Source organism: Brevundimonas sp. UBA5713, assembly GCF_002419815.1.
In the GTDB taxonomy this organism is placed as follows: Bacteria; Pseudomonadota; Alphaproteobacteria; order Caulobacterales; family Caulobacteraceae; genus Brevundimonas.
Map to the genome: position 1 here is coordinate 35,545 of NZ_DIGV01000028.1, position 16,379 is coordinate 51,923.

Genomic DNA, 16,379 nt, shown 5'->3' on the forward strand with positions numbered 1-16,379 from the left:
TGCCTACTCCAGAGTGTAGGGAATGACGCCGCGCTCATGGACGGGAACCCGCAGGTCGCGGTCAATGGGCGGGAAGGCCCGCTGCTGACAGTCGAGCCGCTCGCAAATGCGACACGAGACGCCCATGCGGATCGGCGGTCCGTTCAGATCCAGACCCGCCGTGTACACCAGTTGGTCGGCATGCTCGATCTCGCACCCCAGACCCAGCGCATAGCGGCGATCAGGCTCCAGATACGACCCGCCCGGCTTGGACACGCTCTTAGCAATACAGATATAGCGGGCGCCATCCGGCATTTCCGACAGGTTCACCAGAATCCGGTCGGGCGAGCTAAAGGCCTCGTGCACATTCCAAAGCGGGCAGGCTCCGCCGAAGCGGGCGAATTGGAAACGGGTGGCGCTGTGGCGTTTGGTGATGTTTCCCGCCATGTCCACGCGCGCGAAATAGAAGGGCACGCCGCGCCAGCCGGGGCGTTGCAGGGTCGACAAGCGCTGGCACACTTGCTCGAAACTGGTGTGGAACCGCTGGCGCATGCGGTCGATGTCGTGGCGCAGGTCGCGCGCGGCATCGAGGAAGCGGCGATAGGGCATAAGAATGGCCCCCGCCGCATAGTTGGCCAGCCCCACACGGCACACGTCTGTGGCGGCCTTCAGCTCGAAATTGGCGCGGGCCAGCTCGTCTTCGATGATGTCGGCAAAGGCCAGCAGCGCCAGTTGATGCGCCATCTGGAAACAGCGCGTGGTGACAGGCAGGGACGACTGGATATAGAGGATGCGCGCGGCCGGATCATAACGGCGCATAGCTCCCTCTCCATAGGCCACCCGCACCCCGCACAGATCACCCAACGCCTGTTCCAGCGTGCGCTCGGGGTGGCTGTACTCGCCAAGGCTGAGGCGGGCGGCAAGGGTCTCTGCGGCCAGATCCAGCGCGTCGATATAGTTGTCTCGATAGTGGAAGAAGTCGCGCACCGCCTCATAGGGCAGGGCAGGGGCCGACACCTGCCGCTCGTCACGGCCCAAGGTTTCGTTCAGCGTCTTGAGGCGGTCGTCCAACCGGCGATAGTTCTGATGCAGGGTCAGGAACTGATGCGCCAGTCGCGGGGCATTGGTCGCCACCTGTTTCAACTCTGCGGCGGATGGCACATCGCCTGCGCCCGCCAGGTCCGTGACCGCCTCGCGCAGATCAGCAATTAGTCTAGCATCGCCTTCCAGATCGAACAGGCTGGCGTCCACGTCGAACGCGCGCGTGAGCGAGATCAACACGCGCGCTGTCGCGGGGCGCTGGTTGGTCTCGATCTGCGATAAATACGATGGAGACAGGGCCAAACGGGCCGCGCACTGATCCAAAGTCCAGCCCCGAGCTTCTCTCAGCTTACGGACTTTTGTGCCTAGAAAGAGCTTTTCCGCCATTTTTGCAACTTTGCAAAAGTCCCCAAAACCCTTGGCAAGCTTCCACACTTCCGCACGATTTGCAAAGTTGCGATTGCCTTTTTGCAAGGATCACGGTTCTTTCCTGAAACATTTCGTGAGGGAGTCGTCCATCCATGACCCAGGCCATCCTTGAGGAACTCGAGCGTCGTCGCGCTGCTGCCCGTCTGGGCGGGGGCGAGGCCCGCATCGCGTCCCAACACGCCAAGGGCAAGCTGACCGCACGCGAGCGCATTGATGTGCTGCTCGACGAAGGCAGCTTCGAAGAAACCGATATGTTCGTGGAACACCGCAGCCACGACTTCGGCATGGACAAGCAGCGCATTCCGGGAGACGGCGTCGTCACCGGTCGCGGCACCATCAATGGCCGTCTGGTCTTTGTGTTCTCCAAGGACTTCACCGTCTTTGGCGGTTCGCTGTCGGGCGCGCATGCGGCCAAGATCGTCAAGCTGCAGAAGATGGCACTGACGGCTGGTGCGCCGATCATCGGCTTGTTCGATGCAGGCGGTGCGCGTATTCAGGAAGGCGTTGAATCGCTGGCCGGTTACGCCGACATCTTCCTGCAGAACACTCTGGCTTCGGGCGTTATCCCGCAGATTTCGGTCATCATGGGCCCGTGCGCCGGTGGCGACGTTTATTCGCCGGCCATCACCGACTTCATCTTCATGGTGAAGGACACGTCCTATATGTATGTGACGGGTCCGGACGTTGTTAAGACCGTGACCAACGAAGTCGTCAGCCACGAAGACCTCGGCGGTGCACGTGTTCACGCAGGCAAGTCGGGCGTTGCCGATGGCGCGTTTGAAAACGACCTTGAGGCTCTGGCCGAGGTTCGCCGCCTGATCGGCTTCCTGCCGCTGTCGAACCGCGAAAAGCCGCCGGTGCGCGGAACCTATGACGAGGCCGACCGCGAGGAATCCTCGCTGGACACCCTCGTTCCGGCCAATCCGAACCAGCCCTATGACATGAAGGAACTGATCCTGAAGGTCGTCGATGAGGCGGACTTCTTCGAGATCGGTGCCGACTTCGCCAAGAACATCATCTGCGGCTTTGGCCGTCTGGATGGCCAGACTGTCGGCATCGTCGGCAACCAGCCTCAGACGCTGGCGGGCGTTCTGGATATCGATTCCAGCCGCAAGGCCTCGCGCTTCGTGCGTTTCTGCGACGCCTTCAACATCCCGCTGGTCACCTTCGTGGACGTTCCGGGCTTCATGCCGGGCACCAAGCAGGAATATGGCGCACTGATCAAACACGGCGCCAAGCTGCTGTTCGCCTATGCCGAAGCCACCGTGCCCAAGCTGACCGTCATCACCCGCAAGGCTTACGGCGGTGCCTATGACGTTATGTCGTCCAAGCACCTGCGCGGCGACGTCAACTATGCATGGCCGACCGCTGAAATCGCCGTCATGGGTGCCAAGGGTGCCGTGGAAATCATCTTCCGCAAGGAAGCGGGCGACCCCGAAGCTCTGGCCGCGCGTGAAGCCGAATATAAAGAACGCTTCGCCAATCCGTTCGTGGCAGCAGGCCTCGGCTATATCGACGACGTCATCATGCCGCACGGCACCCGTCGTCGCCTGATCAAGGCCCTCGGCACGCTTAAGAACAAGGTCCAGGAAAACCCCTGGAAGAAGCACGACAACATCCCGCTGTAAGGCCCAGAAACATGTTTGATAAAATTCTGATCGCCAACCGCGGCGAGATTGCTGTTCGCATCATCAAGACCTGCCGCAAGATGGGCATCAAGACGGTGGTGGTTTATTCCGACGCCGATGCCGGTTCGCTGGCGGTCGAGATGGCGGATGAAACCGTTCACATCGGTCCGTCGCCTGCCAACCAGTCCTATCTGATCCAGGACAAGATCGTGGATGCCGTGAAGCAGACGGGCGCACAGGCTGTGCATCCGGGCTTTGGCTTCCTGTCGGAAAACGCCAGCTTTGCGCGTCGCCTTCAGGCTGAGGGCATCGCCTTCATCGGTCCGAACCCCGAGGCGATCGACGCCATGGGCGACAAGATCACCTCCAAGAAGTTCGCGGCAGAAGCCGGTGTCTCGACTGTTCCGGGTCACATGGGCCTGATCGAAACGACCGAAGAGGCCGTGAAGATCGCCCGCGAGATCGGCTATCCGGTCATGATCAAGGCCTCGGCTGGCGGTGGCGGCAAGGGTATCCGCGTCGCCCACTCGGACGAGGACATGGCCGAGGGCTTTGCTGCCGTTAAGGCCGAGGCGCTGAACGCCTTTGGTGACGACCGCGTCTTCCTCGAGAAATTCATCGTCGATCCGCGCCACATCGAGATTCAGGTGCTGGGCGACAAGCACGGCAACGTCATCCACCTGTTCGAGCGCGAGTGCTCGATCCAGCGTCGTAACCAGAAGGTTATCGAAGAGGCCCCGTCGCCGCTGCTGGACGAAGCCACTCGTCAGGCCATGGGCGCGCAGGCCGTCGCTCTGGCCAAGGCCGTGAACTATGACTCGGCGGGCACCGTCGAGTTCGTGGCCGGTCAGGACAAGTCGTTCTACTTCCTTGAGATGAACACCCGTCTTCAGGTCGAGCATCCGGTGACCGAACTGATCACCGGCGTCGATCTGGTGGAACAGATGATCCGCTCGGCATGGGGCGAGCATCTGAACCTCAAGCAGGAAGAGCTGAAGATCAACGGCTGGGCTATTGAGTCCCGTATCTATGCCGAAGACCCGTACCGCGGCTTCCTGCCGTCCATCGGTCGTCTGGTGCGTTACGAGCAGCCGGAAGAGGGCGAGCAGGACGGTTACGTCGTGCGTAACGATAGCGGCGTCCGCGAGGGCGACGAGATCAGCATGTTCTACGACCCGATGATCGCCAAGCTGTGCGCATGGGGCGAAACCCGCGATGCCGCCATCAAGGGCATGGCGCGCGCTCTGGAAGACACCCACCTTGCGGGCCTCGGCCACAACGTGCCCTTCCTCGCCGCCGTGATGGATCAGGAACGCTTCCAGTCGGGCAAGCTGACCACCAACTACATCAAGGACGAGTTCCCCGAAGGCTTTAACGGCGTAGAGCCGACCGCCCTTCAGGTGAAGCAGATGATCGCTTCGGCTGTCGCCATGAACGAAGTCATTGCCGAGCAGGACGGTGACCCGTCCGAGCGTTCGGAATGGACCGTGCTGGTTGGCAAGGACGCCTATGAGGTCGAAGTCGGTTACGACGAGGCCGAAGACCTGACCGTCATCATCAATGATGAAGAGGTCACGGTGTCCGAGATCGACTGGCGTCCTGGCCTGTCGCTGTTCCGCGCTGTGCTGGACGACGAGGCCTTTACGCTGGAAGTAAAGCGCGCCGCCGACGGCTTCGATATCCGCTCGCGTGCCGCAAAGGCCCGTGTGCGTATCGTGCGTCCGGAAATCGCAGCCCTTTACGCCCTGCTGCCGGAGAAGAAGGCCGCCGACACCTCCAAGCTGACGCTGTCGCCGATGCCGGGTCTTGTTGTCGACATCCCCGTCGTCGAAGGTCAGGAAGTGAAGACGGGCGAAACCGTCGCCATCATCGAAGCCATGAAGATGCAGAACATCCTCAAGGCCGAGCGTGACGGCAAGGTGAAGTCCGTGAAGGCCAAGGCCGGTGATCCGGTCGCCGCCGACGACGTTCTGGTGGAGTTCGAGTAAGACCCATGAGCCAATTCCCCGTTCCCTCGCCACTGGAGTGGCGCGACGCCGCCATCAAGGCGCTGAAGGACCGCCCGCTGGAAAGCCTCGTCCATCTGGATGCGGACCAGCTGGCGACCCGTCCCCTCTATGGCACGGCCAATGCGCAGGGCGCGGTGTTTGCACCGCGTCCGAGCGACAGCGAAGGCCGTAGCTGGGACCTGCGCACCATCAACGAGGGCGGGGATGCCGCCGCCATGAACAAGGCGGTGCTGACCGATCTGGAGAACGGGGCCGCTTCGGTCCTGTTGTCCGGTCCGGTGGTCAAGGATGCCGCATCACTGGCGACCGCGCTGGAAGGCGTGGCGCTGGAGCTGGCTCCGGTCGCTCTTGAAGCCGGTTTTGACGGTGTGAAGGCGGGCGAGGCGCTGGACGCCGTGGCCAAGGCTTCGCCGCGCGCCAAGCTGTCGTTCCACCTCGACCCGATCTCGGCCTATGCCCGCTCCGGCGGTGCGCCGGAAGATTTCGCAAAGATCGTCAGCGAAGCCGCACAAAAGGCCGCGGGTTGGTCGAACACCTATCCGGAGGCGCGTCTGTTCCTTGCTTCGGGCCAAGTCGCCCATGAGGCAGGTGCTTCAATCGGTCAGGAACTGGCCTTCGCCCTGTCGTCGGCTGTTCTGTACGTCAAAACGCTGGTGACGGCGGGCGTGTCGGTCGAGAAGGCGCTGGCCTCGGTGACGCTGGGCGTCGCGGTGGACCAGCAGTATTTCGACAGCCTGTCCAAGATCCGCGCCCTGCGTATCTTGTGGTCGAACGTGTCCAAGGCTTTTGGCCATGAGGTTCAGGTCCAGATCGAGGCCCGTTCGTCGCGCCGTATGCTGGCCTCGCGCGATCCGTGGCCGAACATGCTGCGCCTGACCGCCGCCGGTTTCGCAGGCAGCGTCGGTGGTGCAGACATCGTTGTGCTGGACGGCTTTACCCGTGCCGCAGGTCTGCCCGATGATTTCGCGCGCCGTCAGGCCCGCAACACTCAGCTGATCCTGATGGAAGAGAGCAATCTGGGCCGTGTCGATGATCCGGCGTCTGGCTCTTGGTATCTGGATGCCCGTACTCGTGAGCTGGCCGAGGCCGCATGGACCGAGTTTCAGGCCTATGAGGCCGAGGGCGGCATCGTGGCCTTCCTCGAGGGCGGTCTGGTGCAACAGCGCATCGCCCGCGCCCGCGAGTTTGCCGAGAAGGCCTACCAGAACGGCGCAGCGCAGATCGTCGGTGTCACCAAATACGTCGACCCGGATGTACGAGGCGTGATCGTCAGTCAGGCCGACGACGAGGTGAAGACCTATGGCGCGTTCGAGCCGCTGGCTCCCGTCCGTATTGCCGCCGCGTTCGAGGAGGCTGGCCAATGAGCTTTCCTGATTTCTCCAAACTGAAGCTTGAGCTGGGCGAAACGGGCCAAGGCCCCGCCCGCGAGGCTTGGACCACGCCGGAAGGTGTGACGGTCCAGACGGCCTATGACGCTTCGGCCATTGAGGGCCTCGACTTCCTCGAGGGTCTGCCGGGCTTTGCGCCGTTCGTGCGCGGTCCGTATCCGACCATGTATGCCGGTGCGCCGTGGACCATCCGCCAGTATGCGGGTTTCTCGACCGCCGAAGAGTCCAACGCCTTCTATCGTCGTAACCTCGCGGCGGGCCAAAAGGGTCTGTCGGTCGCCTTCGACCTTGCCACCCACCGTGGCTATGACAGCGACCACCCGCGCGTGAAGGGTGACGTCGGCATGGCCGGCGTGGCCATCGACAGCATCCTCGACATGCGCACCCTGTTCGACGGTATTCCGCTCGACAAGATGTCGGTGTCGATGACCATGAATGGCGCGGTTCTGCCGATCCTCGCCCTCTATGTGGTGGCGGGTGAAGAGCAGGGCGTCGAGCATGCCAAACTGACCGGAACCATTCAGAACGACATTCTGAAAGAGTTCATGGTCCGCAACACCTACATCTATCCGCCGTCGCCCTCGATGCGGATCATTTCGGACATCTTCGAGTGGACCTCGAAGGAAACGCCGAAGTTCAACTCGATCTCGATCTCCGGCTACCACATGCAGGAAGCGGGTGCCTCGGCCGATATCGAGCTGGCCTATACGCTGTCGGACGGTATCGAATATCTGCGGGCCGGTAAGGCTGCGGGTATGGAGGTGGATACCTTCGCGCCGCGCCTCAGCTTCTTCTGGGCCATCGGCATGAACTACTTCATGGAAGTAGCGAAAATGCGTGCCGGTCGTCTGCTCTGGGCCGAGGCTGTGGCCAAGGAAGGCGGCAAGAATCCGAAGTCGCTCAGCCTTCGCACCCACTGCCAGACCTCGGGCTGGTCGCTGGCCGCACAGGACGTGTTCAACAACGTCCCGCGCACCATGATCGAGTGCATGGCCGCCGCCGGTGGTCAGACCCAGTCGCTGCACACCAATGCGCTGGACGAGGCGCTGGCCCTGCCGACCGACTTCTCGGCGCGTATCGCCCGCAACACCCAGATTCTGGCACAGGCGGAAACCGGCCTGACGCGCGTGATCGACCCGTGGGGTGGCTCGCACTATGTCGAGCGCCTGACCCATGAGATCGCCACCAAGGCCCGCGCCCTGATGGCCGAGGTCGAGGAATACGGCGGCATGGCCAAGGCCATCGAAGCCGGTATTCCGAAGCTGCGTATCGAAGAATCCGCCGCCCGCACCCAGGCCCGTATCGACACGGGCCAGCAGACGCTGGTCGGTGTGAACAAGTATCTGAACCCTGTTGTTGACGACATTCCGATGCTGAAGGTCGACAACGCCGAGGTGCGCGCCCGCCAGATCGAGAAGCTGCAACGCCTGAAGGCGGAGCGTGACGAGGCTGCTGTTCAGGCGGCTCTGACCGAACTGACCAACGGTGCTCGCGGCAATGCGAACCTGATGGAACTGTCGGTGCGTGCGGCCCGCGCCAAGGCTACCGTGGGTGAAATCTCGGACGCGCTGGAGGCCGCCTTCGGTCGCCACGTCGCCGAGGTCAAAACCGTCTCGGGCGTCTATGCCAAGGAAGCCGGTAACGACCCGAAGGTCGCCCGCGCCAAGGAAATGGTCGCCGCCTTCGTCGAGAACGACGGTGGTCCGCCACGCATCCTGATCGCCAAACTCGGCCAGGACGGTCACGACCGTGGCCAGAAGGTTGTGGCGACCGGCTATGGCGACATCGGCTTTGACGTGACCGCTGGCGCTCTGTTCCAGACGCCTGCCGAGGCGGCCAAGGATGCCGTTGAAAAGAACGTCCATGCGGTTGGCGCTTCGTCGTTGGCAGCAGGCCACCTGACGCTGGTGCCGGAACTGAAGGCCGAACTGGCCAAGCTGGGCCGTGAGGACATCATGATCGTTGTTGGCGGCGTGATCCCGCCGTCGGACGTGCAGCCGCTGCTCGATATGGGCGCAGCCGCCGTCTATCCGCCCGGTTCGGTGATTGCCGACACGGCGGCTGACCTGATTGAAAAGCTGAACGAGCGTCTGGGCTATGCCCAACCGAAAGCGGACAAGAAGTGATGATCGGTAATCTGAACCACGTTGGCGTTGCCACGCCGTCGATCGCAGAGTCGATCAAGCTGTATCGCGACATTCTGGGCGCGACCAAGATCGGCGAGCCGTTCGATCTTCCGGCCCAAGGCGTGAAGGTCTGCTTCGTCGATACCCCGACCGCCCAGATCGAACTGATCGAGCCGTTCGACGAGAACAGCCCGATTGTCGGCTTCCTCGCCAAGAACCCCAAGGGCGGCCAGCACCATGTCTGCTTCGAGGTCGAGGACATCCACGCTGCCGTGGCCGAGATGCGCGCCAAGGGTGTGACCATCCTCGGCACCGGCGAGCCGCGCATCGGTGCCCACGGCACGCCTGTCGTCTTCCTTCATCCGAAGGAGATGGGCGGCGTTCTGATCGAGCTGATGGAAACGCCTAAAGGCGACCACTAAGCGATTAGGGGTTCCGGTATAAAAAAGGCCCGCTCTGTTGAGCGGGCCTTTTCTTTTAGAAGATGATCTTGCGGAAGTTGATCCGGAAAGTGCGGCCCATCGGGTCGATGTAGTCCGGCTGATAGGACAGGGGGGTATTGCCCTGTGCGTCCGTGACCTTCTGGCGCTCGTCGAAGATGTTTTCGATACCCACCGACACGCGGGCACCGGTCAGCCACGGGAAGCGCTCGACCAGCTTGGTGCGTTGGCCAAGGTCCGCGAACAGGTTCAGGTTCACCGTCGCCAGATCGGAGAAGTTCAGGTCGCCAGAGTTGCCACCGGCCACGCGGGTACCTTCGGACCAGTTGGCGTTCAGGAAGCCGCCCATGCCGCTCTTGAACACACCGGCCTGCAGTTGAAGCTCGTTACGCGATTGCCCGCCGCGCGAACCCGTTGCGCCACCGTCCAGCAGGTCGATGGTCGGCAGACCCGAGCGGATCGTCAGCTCATCGGTCATACGATAGGTGTGGTACAGGCTGACGTTAAAGCGGCCTTGGCCCGGCATCATCTGGCCACCGCGTCCACCGCGGCCACCGCCACCGCCCATGCGCGGACTTCCACCGCCCGAAGGCGGGCCCATGCGAGCTCCACCACCCGAAGGCGGAGGACCGCCTGCGCGACCACCGGCCCCCGGTCCGCCTTGCAAGCCTTCGCCACGCGCACGCGCCATGGCCGCTTGATCAGGCTTGCCGAACGGGGTGGAGAAGTTCAGACCCCAGCGGATTTCCTCGCGCAGGCTGTTGTCGAAGTTCAGCGGGCGCGCGTCGATCGACAGCAGATTACCCGCCGCATCGCGCTGGAATCGTTCAGGCAGAGCCGCTTCGAGGTCCGGCGTAATGGTCGGGAAGGAGGCGATCACGCCGTCCGTCTTGGTGCGCGTATAGTTGGCGGTAAAGCGCAGGTCTTTGTCTTGCAGCGGCTTCCAGTTCACGCCCAGACGCAGGACGGACTTGTCCTCGGCGGACAGGCCGGCGTTGCCGCCTTCAATCCGGTTGATAATGACGCTTTGACCCGTGACGAAGTCATAGACCGGCACGTTGGGCGTAGTCAGGGTCGGGTCGTTCAACTGGGCCATGGACGGCGCGTTTTCTTCCCCGGCATACGAGGCCGTAAAGGTCAGCGGATCGATGGGCGAGTAGTTGAGGCCGACGGTCCATTTGTTGAGCGCACCGAAATCCGACAGATCTTCCAACTGCAGGTTCAGGTTGGCCGACAGTTCGCCCAGCTTGCCGATGCCTTCCATGTCGCGGCTGAACAGCGGCATGTTGAAATTGCCCGACGCGCTGAAACGGTCACGCGACAGGCTGCGGTCGGTGAACACGCCGCCGCGCAGGTTTTCGGCTTCCTGCTTCTGGGTGTCGAAACCGGCCTTGAAGGTCGAGATCAGAGCACCGGCAGGGGCCTGCCACAGGGTGCCGTTGATCACGCCCTCGACATTGGCCGAGGTGTTGATCGACTTGGCTTCGTCATTGGCGATGCGCGGCAGTACGCCCAAATCGCCGAACGGATTGACGGTGCCTGCGGTGACGGCGCTTTGCAGGCCGGTGGTGTCCAGACCGCGACCGGTGATAGTCTCGGTCTCGGTGCGGCGCACGGCCCCGCTGACGGTCCATCGCCATTCGCCCAGATAGCCGTCGGCCAAGGCGTTGATGTTGGCCGACAGGGTGTCGCTGTCGCGCGACAGGGCATTCGGCGCGTCGATGAAGCGGTTGACCAGAACCTCGTTGGCGAACGGCGAGAAGGCGCTGCTGGACGGCAGATTCAGCGTCACGCCGGGCAGGCCCAGATAGGACAGGCGGTTGGTCTGTTCCACGCTGCCGCTGACGGTCAGGCCGATGCCGCTTTCCAGATCGCGCTTATAGGAGCCGCTGACCTCATAGTTGCGACGGCGCGGGTTCATGGTCTGATAGGCGGTCAGGTTATCGGTACGGGCACCCAGACCGAAGTCGGCCAGCGACGCCCCGCTGCCGTTCAGGGCCGCCTGGGTGGCCGGTTGACCCAGCAGGGCCGACAGGCCCGGATCAATCTCGCCACCGTTCAGGCCGGTGACATTGCCACGCAGGTCGAACGGATTTGCCCCCGCTTCGCGCACAATGCTGCGCTCGGTCTCGTACAGGGGGCTATCGGCTTCATATTCGATGTCCAGCGTCCAGCGCTGTGTGCCACCGATGCGGACGATATTGGTTTCCAGCTCTGACTGGGTCCGGCCCCCTTGTTCGGGGCGCTTGATCTGGCCCTGGAAGGCGACCGAGCGGAAGTCCTGCTTCAGCACGAAATTCACCACGCGCTGGTCGGCAGTATAGCCGTAGGACAGGGCGGTCTCTTCGGGCAGGATTTCGGTGCGTTCGATGGCTTCGGGCGGGATGCCACGGATTTCCTGGAAGCCCGAGATGCGGCGACCGTTCACGAGGAAGACAGGCGAGCCGCCGCGCGAGGAGCGGGTCAGCGGCTCCAGCAGGGTCATCAGTTCTTCGATGGTGCCCGCGCCATAGGCTTTCAGCTGTTCGGCATCCAGAACCGCTTCGGGCTCATAGCCACCCAGTGCCGCGCCACGGCGGGACGTGGTAACCGCCGACAGCGTGCCGAGGTCATAGGTTTCCTCGTCCGTCTGCTGAGAGGATTCCTGCACGGGGGCGTGCGCGGGCTCGGGTTGTTGCTGTTGGATGGAGGCGTCCGCCATGGGGGAGGAGACGGAAGCCAGAGCAAGCAAAAGCGTAACAGGCGACATTGGGGGATCCCGTGTTGTGCGCCGGACCGTAATGTGACCGGAGAAGAAATGTGTTTGGCCCTGACCGTAGACCAAGCCTGTGAACGTCGCCTGAACCGGTTAGTCGGCGTAGCGGCATATTCACGCGGTTAACCGATCTCGCGGGCGCGTCATGGTCTGAAACGCATTGAGGGGCGGAATCCGTCGATCCCGCCCCTCAAGATTTTCAACCTAGTGTTATTTTAGAAACGCACGCGAACGCCCGCTGTCAGACTGCGACCGCGCAGGGGCACGCGCTCGCCGAGGAAGGAGGCGTGGCTCCAGGCCTTTTCGTCCAGCAGGTTCGCGCCGCGCAGGAAGACCTGAGCGCCGATGGTGTCCGAAACGTCGAAGTCATAGGCCAAGGTTGCATTGACCAGATCATAGCCCGGCGTCTCGGTTTCATAGTCGGCGATACGATCCTGTTTGAACACGCGGGTGTACTCAACATCACCCGACCACGGGCCCTGGAAGGCCGACAGGCGCGCGCCCAGACGACCGCCCGGAATACGCGGCAGCTTGTCGCCACCCTTCAGCTCGGCGCGGACATAGTCGCCGAAGACCGTCGCGCTCAGCCACGGGTTCAGCTTCTGGGTCAGTTCGGCCTCGATGCCGGTGAAGCGGGCATCGGCCTGTTCATAGCGGATCAGGCGGAAATCCTCGTGGCGATCCAGTGTATTGGCGAAGATGTAGTCCGAATAATCGTAGTGATAGGCGCTGACCGAACCGGTCAGATTGCCTTCCAGCTTGCGCAGGGTCAGCTCGACCGAGTGGGCCGTTTCGAGGTCCAGATCAGCCGTGCCGATCTCATAGGTATTGGTCGCCAGGTGAACGCCCTTGGCGAACAGTTCCTGTGCCGAGGGGGCGCGCTGCGAGCGGGCCACCGACAAGGCCGCCGAATAGCCCGGCGTGAAATGCCACACGGCCGAGGCCGACAGCGACAACGGGTCATGCTCGATGGCCTTTTGACCGTCCAGAGCGGTTTCCTGCCAGTCCTTGCGGATCGCCCCTTCAAGGTGCCACTGGCCGATTTCGTATTCTTCCATCAGGAAGATGCCCAAGGCGTCGGTCTCGGTCGGGCGCAGGTAGGACTCCAGACCCACGGCGGCAAAGTCACTGTGGCTCAGTTGCGCACCGATAACGCCGCGCAGGCCGTTCCACTCGGTGTGCTGGACTTCCAGACGACCGTCATAGCCCTTGTTGGTGAAGGTGGTCAGAGTCTCGCCTTCTTCCAGTTCGGAATGGCGGTAATCGGTGTGGCCCGCGCGCAGGCGGATGCGCTCGACGCCGCTGAACGGATTGTTGATCTCGCCGCGAACGTCGACGCGTTTGCTCTTCAGGCGAACCTCGGGCGCGGCGTGGTCGTGATTATGGTCATGATCGTGATCGTGATCATCGCCGTGGTCATCGTCGCCGTGATCGTGGCCGCCGTGGCCATGATCGTCATGTCCGCCGCAGTGCAAGTGGGTGCCATGCGGGTGGCAGGAGGCGAACTCGTGGCTGTGTCCGGCCAGACCATAGGTGCTGGACTGTTCGGTATAGGCCGCGCCCAGATAGCCCTTGTCGCCGATCCACGAGGCCCCGATGGTGCCGGTGAAGGTGTTATTATAGCTGCCATCCAGACGCTTCTCGTCAGAGTCCGGAATGCGATAGTCGTCGCTGCGACGGCCCACGGCTTCAAGGCGCAGGGCGAACTGGCCCGCGCCGACCGTCACGCCGACGACACCGGCGTCTTCATTGTCGACGGTGCCGTGGCGGTATTCGATCACGCCTTCACCACCGTTTTGAGGGATGCGGGTCGGGATCTTCTTGTCCAGCAGGTTGACCGCGCCGCCGATGGCACCACCACCGTAGAGCAGGGCCGCCGGACCGCGTAGGATTTCAATGCCGTCCAGCAGCAGTGGCTCGCCGGACACAGCGTGGTCGGGAGACACTTCCGAGGCGTCGATCAGGGCAGCGCCCTCGCTCAGGACCTTGACGCGCGGGCTGGTCTGGCCGCGCACGACCGGACGGCTGGCCCCGCCGCCGAAAGCGTCGGAGTTGACGCCCGGCAGGCTGGACAGGGTGTCGCCGAGTGTGGACGTGCGACGGTGGACCAGATCATCACCGCTCAGCAGGGCGACGTGGGAGCCGACATCATCACCGCTGCGGCCCAGAGGCAGGGCACGAACAACCACTTCCTCGACCTCGGTCACATGGTCGTGCGGATCTTGGCCGCGTGTCTGATCCTTGGCCTGTGCGGTGCCGCACACGCTCATGACGGAAAGCACAGTCGCTGAAAGAAGAAGTCGCTTGGTCGTCACGATACATATCCCACGGAATGACAATCTCGCCCCCCTCGAAGAGCGCCATCGAGTGATATGTTATAGTATATCACATCGCAAGTATCATTCTTGTAATATTTGGAGCGAACCGGCGAGGCGGGGCGTTGTGAGGGACACAAGGCCGCACAGGCGCGGCTGCGGGAAGGCAGGAATGGTCAAGTCGAAAGCTTCGGTTCTATGGGTTTTGCCGCTGTTGGCGGCGTGTCAGGAACAGGCTGCGGCCCCCGCGGACAGCCCTCTGCGGGCCCCTGCCGCGCCGGAGGTGTCGACTGCATCGTTTCAGTGTGAGAGCGGTAAGGCTGTCGACGTGACCGTTGATGCGGGACGGGCGGCGCATGTTAAATATGACAATCAGGACCTGACCTTGCAGCCCGAGGCTGTGCCCACGGGCGCGGCCTATAAGAATGGCCAGTATCGCTGGGTGGTGGCGGAGGCCGACGGCACCGAGACGGCGCGTCTGTATCAAGCCGGTCAAGTCATCGAGATCTGTTCGCGTCAGCAGGCTTCGGCGGCGCCTATGCCGGGGCTGGCCCCGTGCCGTGCCGAGCAACTGGATCTTCGTCCGGGAGAAACCGACGCAGGCATGGGCCATCGCCAGCAGACATTCGAGGTTGTGTTGAAGGGGCGTCAATCCTGCCTGCTGCCCGCATGGCCTGCTGTACGGTTGGAAGGGTTCGGGACGCAGGCCCCGCCAGAGGTGCACCACACGACGGACAGCTATTTCGGCCCGCAGGATATGTCTGATCGCGTAACCCTGACGGCAGAACGCCCCGTTATGTTCCATATCGGCTGGAGCGTCATTCCGGACGAGAGCAAGGGCCAGACGGATTGCCCCGCTGTGACGGGTATGGTTGTGACCGCGCCGGGAGGCGGTGCCCTGACGCCTGTGGCCCAGAACTTTGAGGCCTGCGGGCGCGGGGTAGAGTTGTCGCCCTATCGACCTTCCACGTTGGAGCCGCAAAAAATCGACTAGGCGTCGCACGCGACTGGGGTTTAATACTCTCGAAATTCAGCGTAGCGAGCAAACATGACCCAATCTGCGAATCCTGCATTCTATGAACGCGTGTCGGCCGAGCTGGCTGATATCGATGCTCAGGGCCTGACCAAGCCCGAGCGCGTGATTGCCTCGCGTCAGGGGCCGGTAATCTCGGTCAATGGCCGCGATGTGCTGAACTTCTGCGCCAACAACTATCTGGGCCTTGCCGGTGACGAGCGCGTCACGCAGGCCGGTATCAAGGCGCAGGAAAAGTGGGGCGCCGGCACGGCCTCGGTCCGCTTCATCTGCGGCACGCTGGAAATCCACAAAGAACTGGAACGCGCCATTGCCGACTATCTCGGCTTTGAGGACACCATCCTGTTCGCCGCCGCCTTCGATGCCAACGGCGGCATCTTCGAGCCGCTGTTCGGGGCCGAGGATGCGATTGTCTCGGACAGCCTGAACCATGCCTCGATCATCGACGGCGTGCGCCTGTGCAAGGCCAAGCGTTACCGCTTCGCCAACTCTGACATGGCCGACCTTGAGGCCCAGCTGAAACAGGCCCGTGCAGACGGTGCGCGCGACATCATCATCGCCACCGACGGTGCCTTCTCGATGGACGGCTACATCGGCAAGCTGGATGAGATCCGCAAGCTGGCCGACCAGTATGGCGCGCTCATCATGGTCGATGACTGCCACGCCACGGGCTTCCTGGGTCCGAAGGGCCGTGGCTCGTTCGCGCATAATGGCGTGAAGGTCGATTTCGTCACCGGCACCTTTGGCAAGGCGCTGGGCGGGGCGATGGGCGGCTTTATCTGCGCCAGCGCTAATGTCGTGGCCCTGCTGAAGCAGCGCGCGCGTCCTTATCTGTTCTCGAACGCTCTGGCCCCTGCGGTCTGTGGTTCATCGCTGGAAGCCATCCGTATCGCGGCGGGCGAAGAGGGCGACAAGCTGCGTGACCAGTTGTTCGCCAATGCCCAGCGCTTCCGCTCGAAGATGGCCGAAGCCGGTTTTGACCTGCTGCCGGGCGAGCACCCGATCATTCCGGTCATGCTGGGCGATGCCAAGCTGGCGCAGGACATGGCGGCGCGCCTGCTGGAACTGGGCGTCTATGTGATCGGCTTCAGCTTCCCTGTGGTGCCACGCGGCGCGGCCCGTATCCGCACCCAGATGTCTGCGGCCCATACTTTCGAACAAATCGACCGCGCGGTCGAAGCCTTCACCCAAGCGGGTAAGGAACTTGGAGTAATCAAATGACCAGCTACCCCACTG

Annotated in this window: 10 protein-coding genes; 7 read left to right on the forward strand and 3 right to left on the reverse strand. The window is 62.8% G+C overall.

Going from position 1 to position 16,379, the window contains the following annotated elements:
- Nucleotides 1-3: 3 nt before the first annotated feature.
- Nucleotides 4-1,407 (reverse strand): helix-turn-helix domain-containing protein, encoded by a 1,404-nt coding sequence (locus B3B04_RS07290; RefSeq protein ID WP_292041471.1) that lies wholly within the window; start codon nucleotides 1,405-1,407, stop codon nucleotides 4-6.
- 134 nt (nucleotides 1,408-1,541) lie between these two features.
- Between B3B04_RS07290 and B3B04_RS07295 the strand changes: the two genes are divergently transcribed.
- Genes B3B04_RS07295 through mce form a run of 5 tightly spaced genes read left to right on the forward strand, consistent with a single transcriptional unit; the run spans nucleotide 1,542 to nucleotide 9,022 of the window.
- On the forward strand, nucleotides 1,542-3,077 hold the full coding sequence (locus B3B04_RS07295) for an acyl-CoA carboxylase subunit beta (protein ID WP_292041474.1): 1,536 nt from the start codon (nucleotides 1,542-1,544) through the stop codon (nucleotides 3,075-3,077).
- 11 nt (nucleotides 3,078-3,088) lie between these two features.
- The gene (locus B3B04_RS07300; RefSeq protein WP_292041475.1) at nucleotides 3,089-5,065 is read left to right on the forward strand and encodes an acetyl-CoA carboxylase biotin carboxylase subunit; all 1,977 of its coding nucleotides are present in this window, start codon (nucleotides 3,089-3,091) and stop codon (nucleotides 5,063-5,065) included.
- Nucleotides 5,066-5,070: 5 nt separating this feature from the next.
- On the forward strand, nucleotides 5,071-6,450 hold the full coding sequence (locus tag B3B04_RS07305) for a methylmalonyl-CoA mutase family protein (protein WP_292041477.1): 1,380 nt from the start codon (nucleotides 5,071-5,073) through the stop codon (nucleotides 6,448-6,450).
- Nucleotides 6,447-8,600, forward strand: a complete 2,154-nt coding sequence (gene scpA / locus B3B04_RS07310; RefSeq protein ID WP_292041480.1) for a methylmalonyl-CoA mutase — start codon at nucleotides 6,447-6,449, stop codon at nucleotides 8,598-8,600. The genes B3B04_RS07305 and scpA overlap by 4 nt, the downstream gene beginning before the upstream one ends.
- A complete protein-coding gene (gene mce, locus B3B04_RS07315; protein ID WP_292041482.1) occupies nucleotides 8,600-9,022 on the forward strand; it encodes a methylmalonyl-CoA epimerase in 423 nt (140 codons plus the stop codon). Before scpA ends, mce begins: the two co-directional genes overlap by 1 nt.
- 55 nt (nucleotides 9,023-9,077) lie before the next feature.
- Here mce and B3B04_RS07320 read toward each other — a convergent pair whose 3' ends face one another.
- Both B3B04_RS07320 and B3B04_RS07325 read right to left on the reverse strand, forming a co-directional pair.
- Entirely contained in the window at nucleotides 9,078-11,789 is a 2,712-nt protein-coding gene (locus tag B3B04_RS07320; protein WP_292041484.1) for a TonB-dependent receptor, read from the reverse strand.
- A gap of 221 nt (nucleotides 11,790-12,010) precedes the next feature.
- Nucleotides 12,011-14,110, reverse strand: coding sequence for a TonB-dependent receptor domain-containing protein (locus B3B04_RS07325; protein WP_292041485.1), 2,100 nt, complete (start codon nucleotides 14,108-14,110; stop codon nucleotides 12,011-12,013).
- A gap of 172 nt (nucleotides 14,111-14,282) precedes the next feature.
- Between B3B04_RS07325 and B3B04_RS07330 the strand changes: the two genes are divergently transcribed.
- Nucleotides 14,283-15,104 carry a DUF4232 domain-containing protein gene (locus B3B04_RS07330; protein WP_292041487.1) on the forward strand — a complete coding sequence of 274 codons (822 nt, stop codon included), beginning with the start codon at nucleotides 14,283-14,285 and terminating at the stop codon, nucleotides 15,102-15,104.
- A 54-nt stretch (nucleotides 15,105-15,158) separates the two neighbouring features.
- Nucleotides 15,159-16,364 carry a glycine C-acetyltransferase gene (locus B3B04_RS07335; protein WP_292041490.1) on the forward strand — a complete coding sequence of 402 codons (1,206 nt, stop codon included), beginning with the start codon at nucleotides 15,159-15,161 and terminating at the stop codon, nucleotides 16,362-16,364.
- Nucleotides 16,365-16,379: the final 15 nt, after the last annotated feature.

Bases quoted from the DNA above. Each gene is read 5' to 3' on its own strand.
- B3B04_RS07290 (WP_292041471.1), bottom strand. From the start codon at position 1,407: ATGGCGGAAAAGCTCTTTCTAGGCACAAAAGTCCGTAAGCTGAGAGAA.
- B3B04_RS07295 (WP_292041474.1), top strand. From the start codon at position 1,542: ATGACCCAGGCCATCCTTGAGGAACTCGAGCGTCGTCGCGCTGCTGCC.
- B3B04_RS07300 (WP_292041475.1), top strand. From the start codon at position 3,089: ATGTTTGATAAAATTCTGATCGCCAACCGCGGCGAGATTGCTGTTCGC.
- B3B04_RS07305 (WP_292041477.1), top strand. From the start codon at position 5,071: ATGAGCCAATTCCCCGTTCCCTCGCCACTGGAGTGGCGCGACGCCGCC.
- scpA (WP_292041480.1), top strand. From the start codon at position 6,447: ATGAGCTTTCCTGATTTCTCCAAACTGAAGCTTGAGCTGGGCGAAACG.
- mce (WP_292041482.1), top strand. From the start codon at position 8,600: ATGATCGGTAATCTGAACCACGTTGGCGTTGCCACGCCGTCGATCGCA.
- B3B04_RS07320 (WP_292041484.1), bottom strand. From the start codon at position 11,789: ATGTCGCCTGTTACGCTTTTGCTTGCTCTGGCTTCCGTCTCCTCCCCC.
- B3B04_RS07330 (WP_292041487.1), top strand. From the start codon at position 14,283: ATGGTCAAGTCGAAAGCTTCGGTTCTATGGGTTTTGCCGCTGTTGGCG.
- B3B04_RS07335 (WP_292041490.1), top strand. From the start codon at position 15,159: ATGACCCAATCTGCGAATCCTGCATTCTATGAACGCGTGTCGGCCGAG.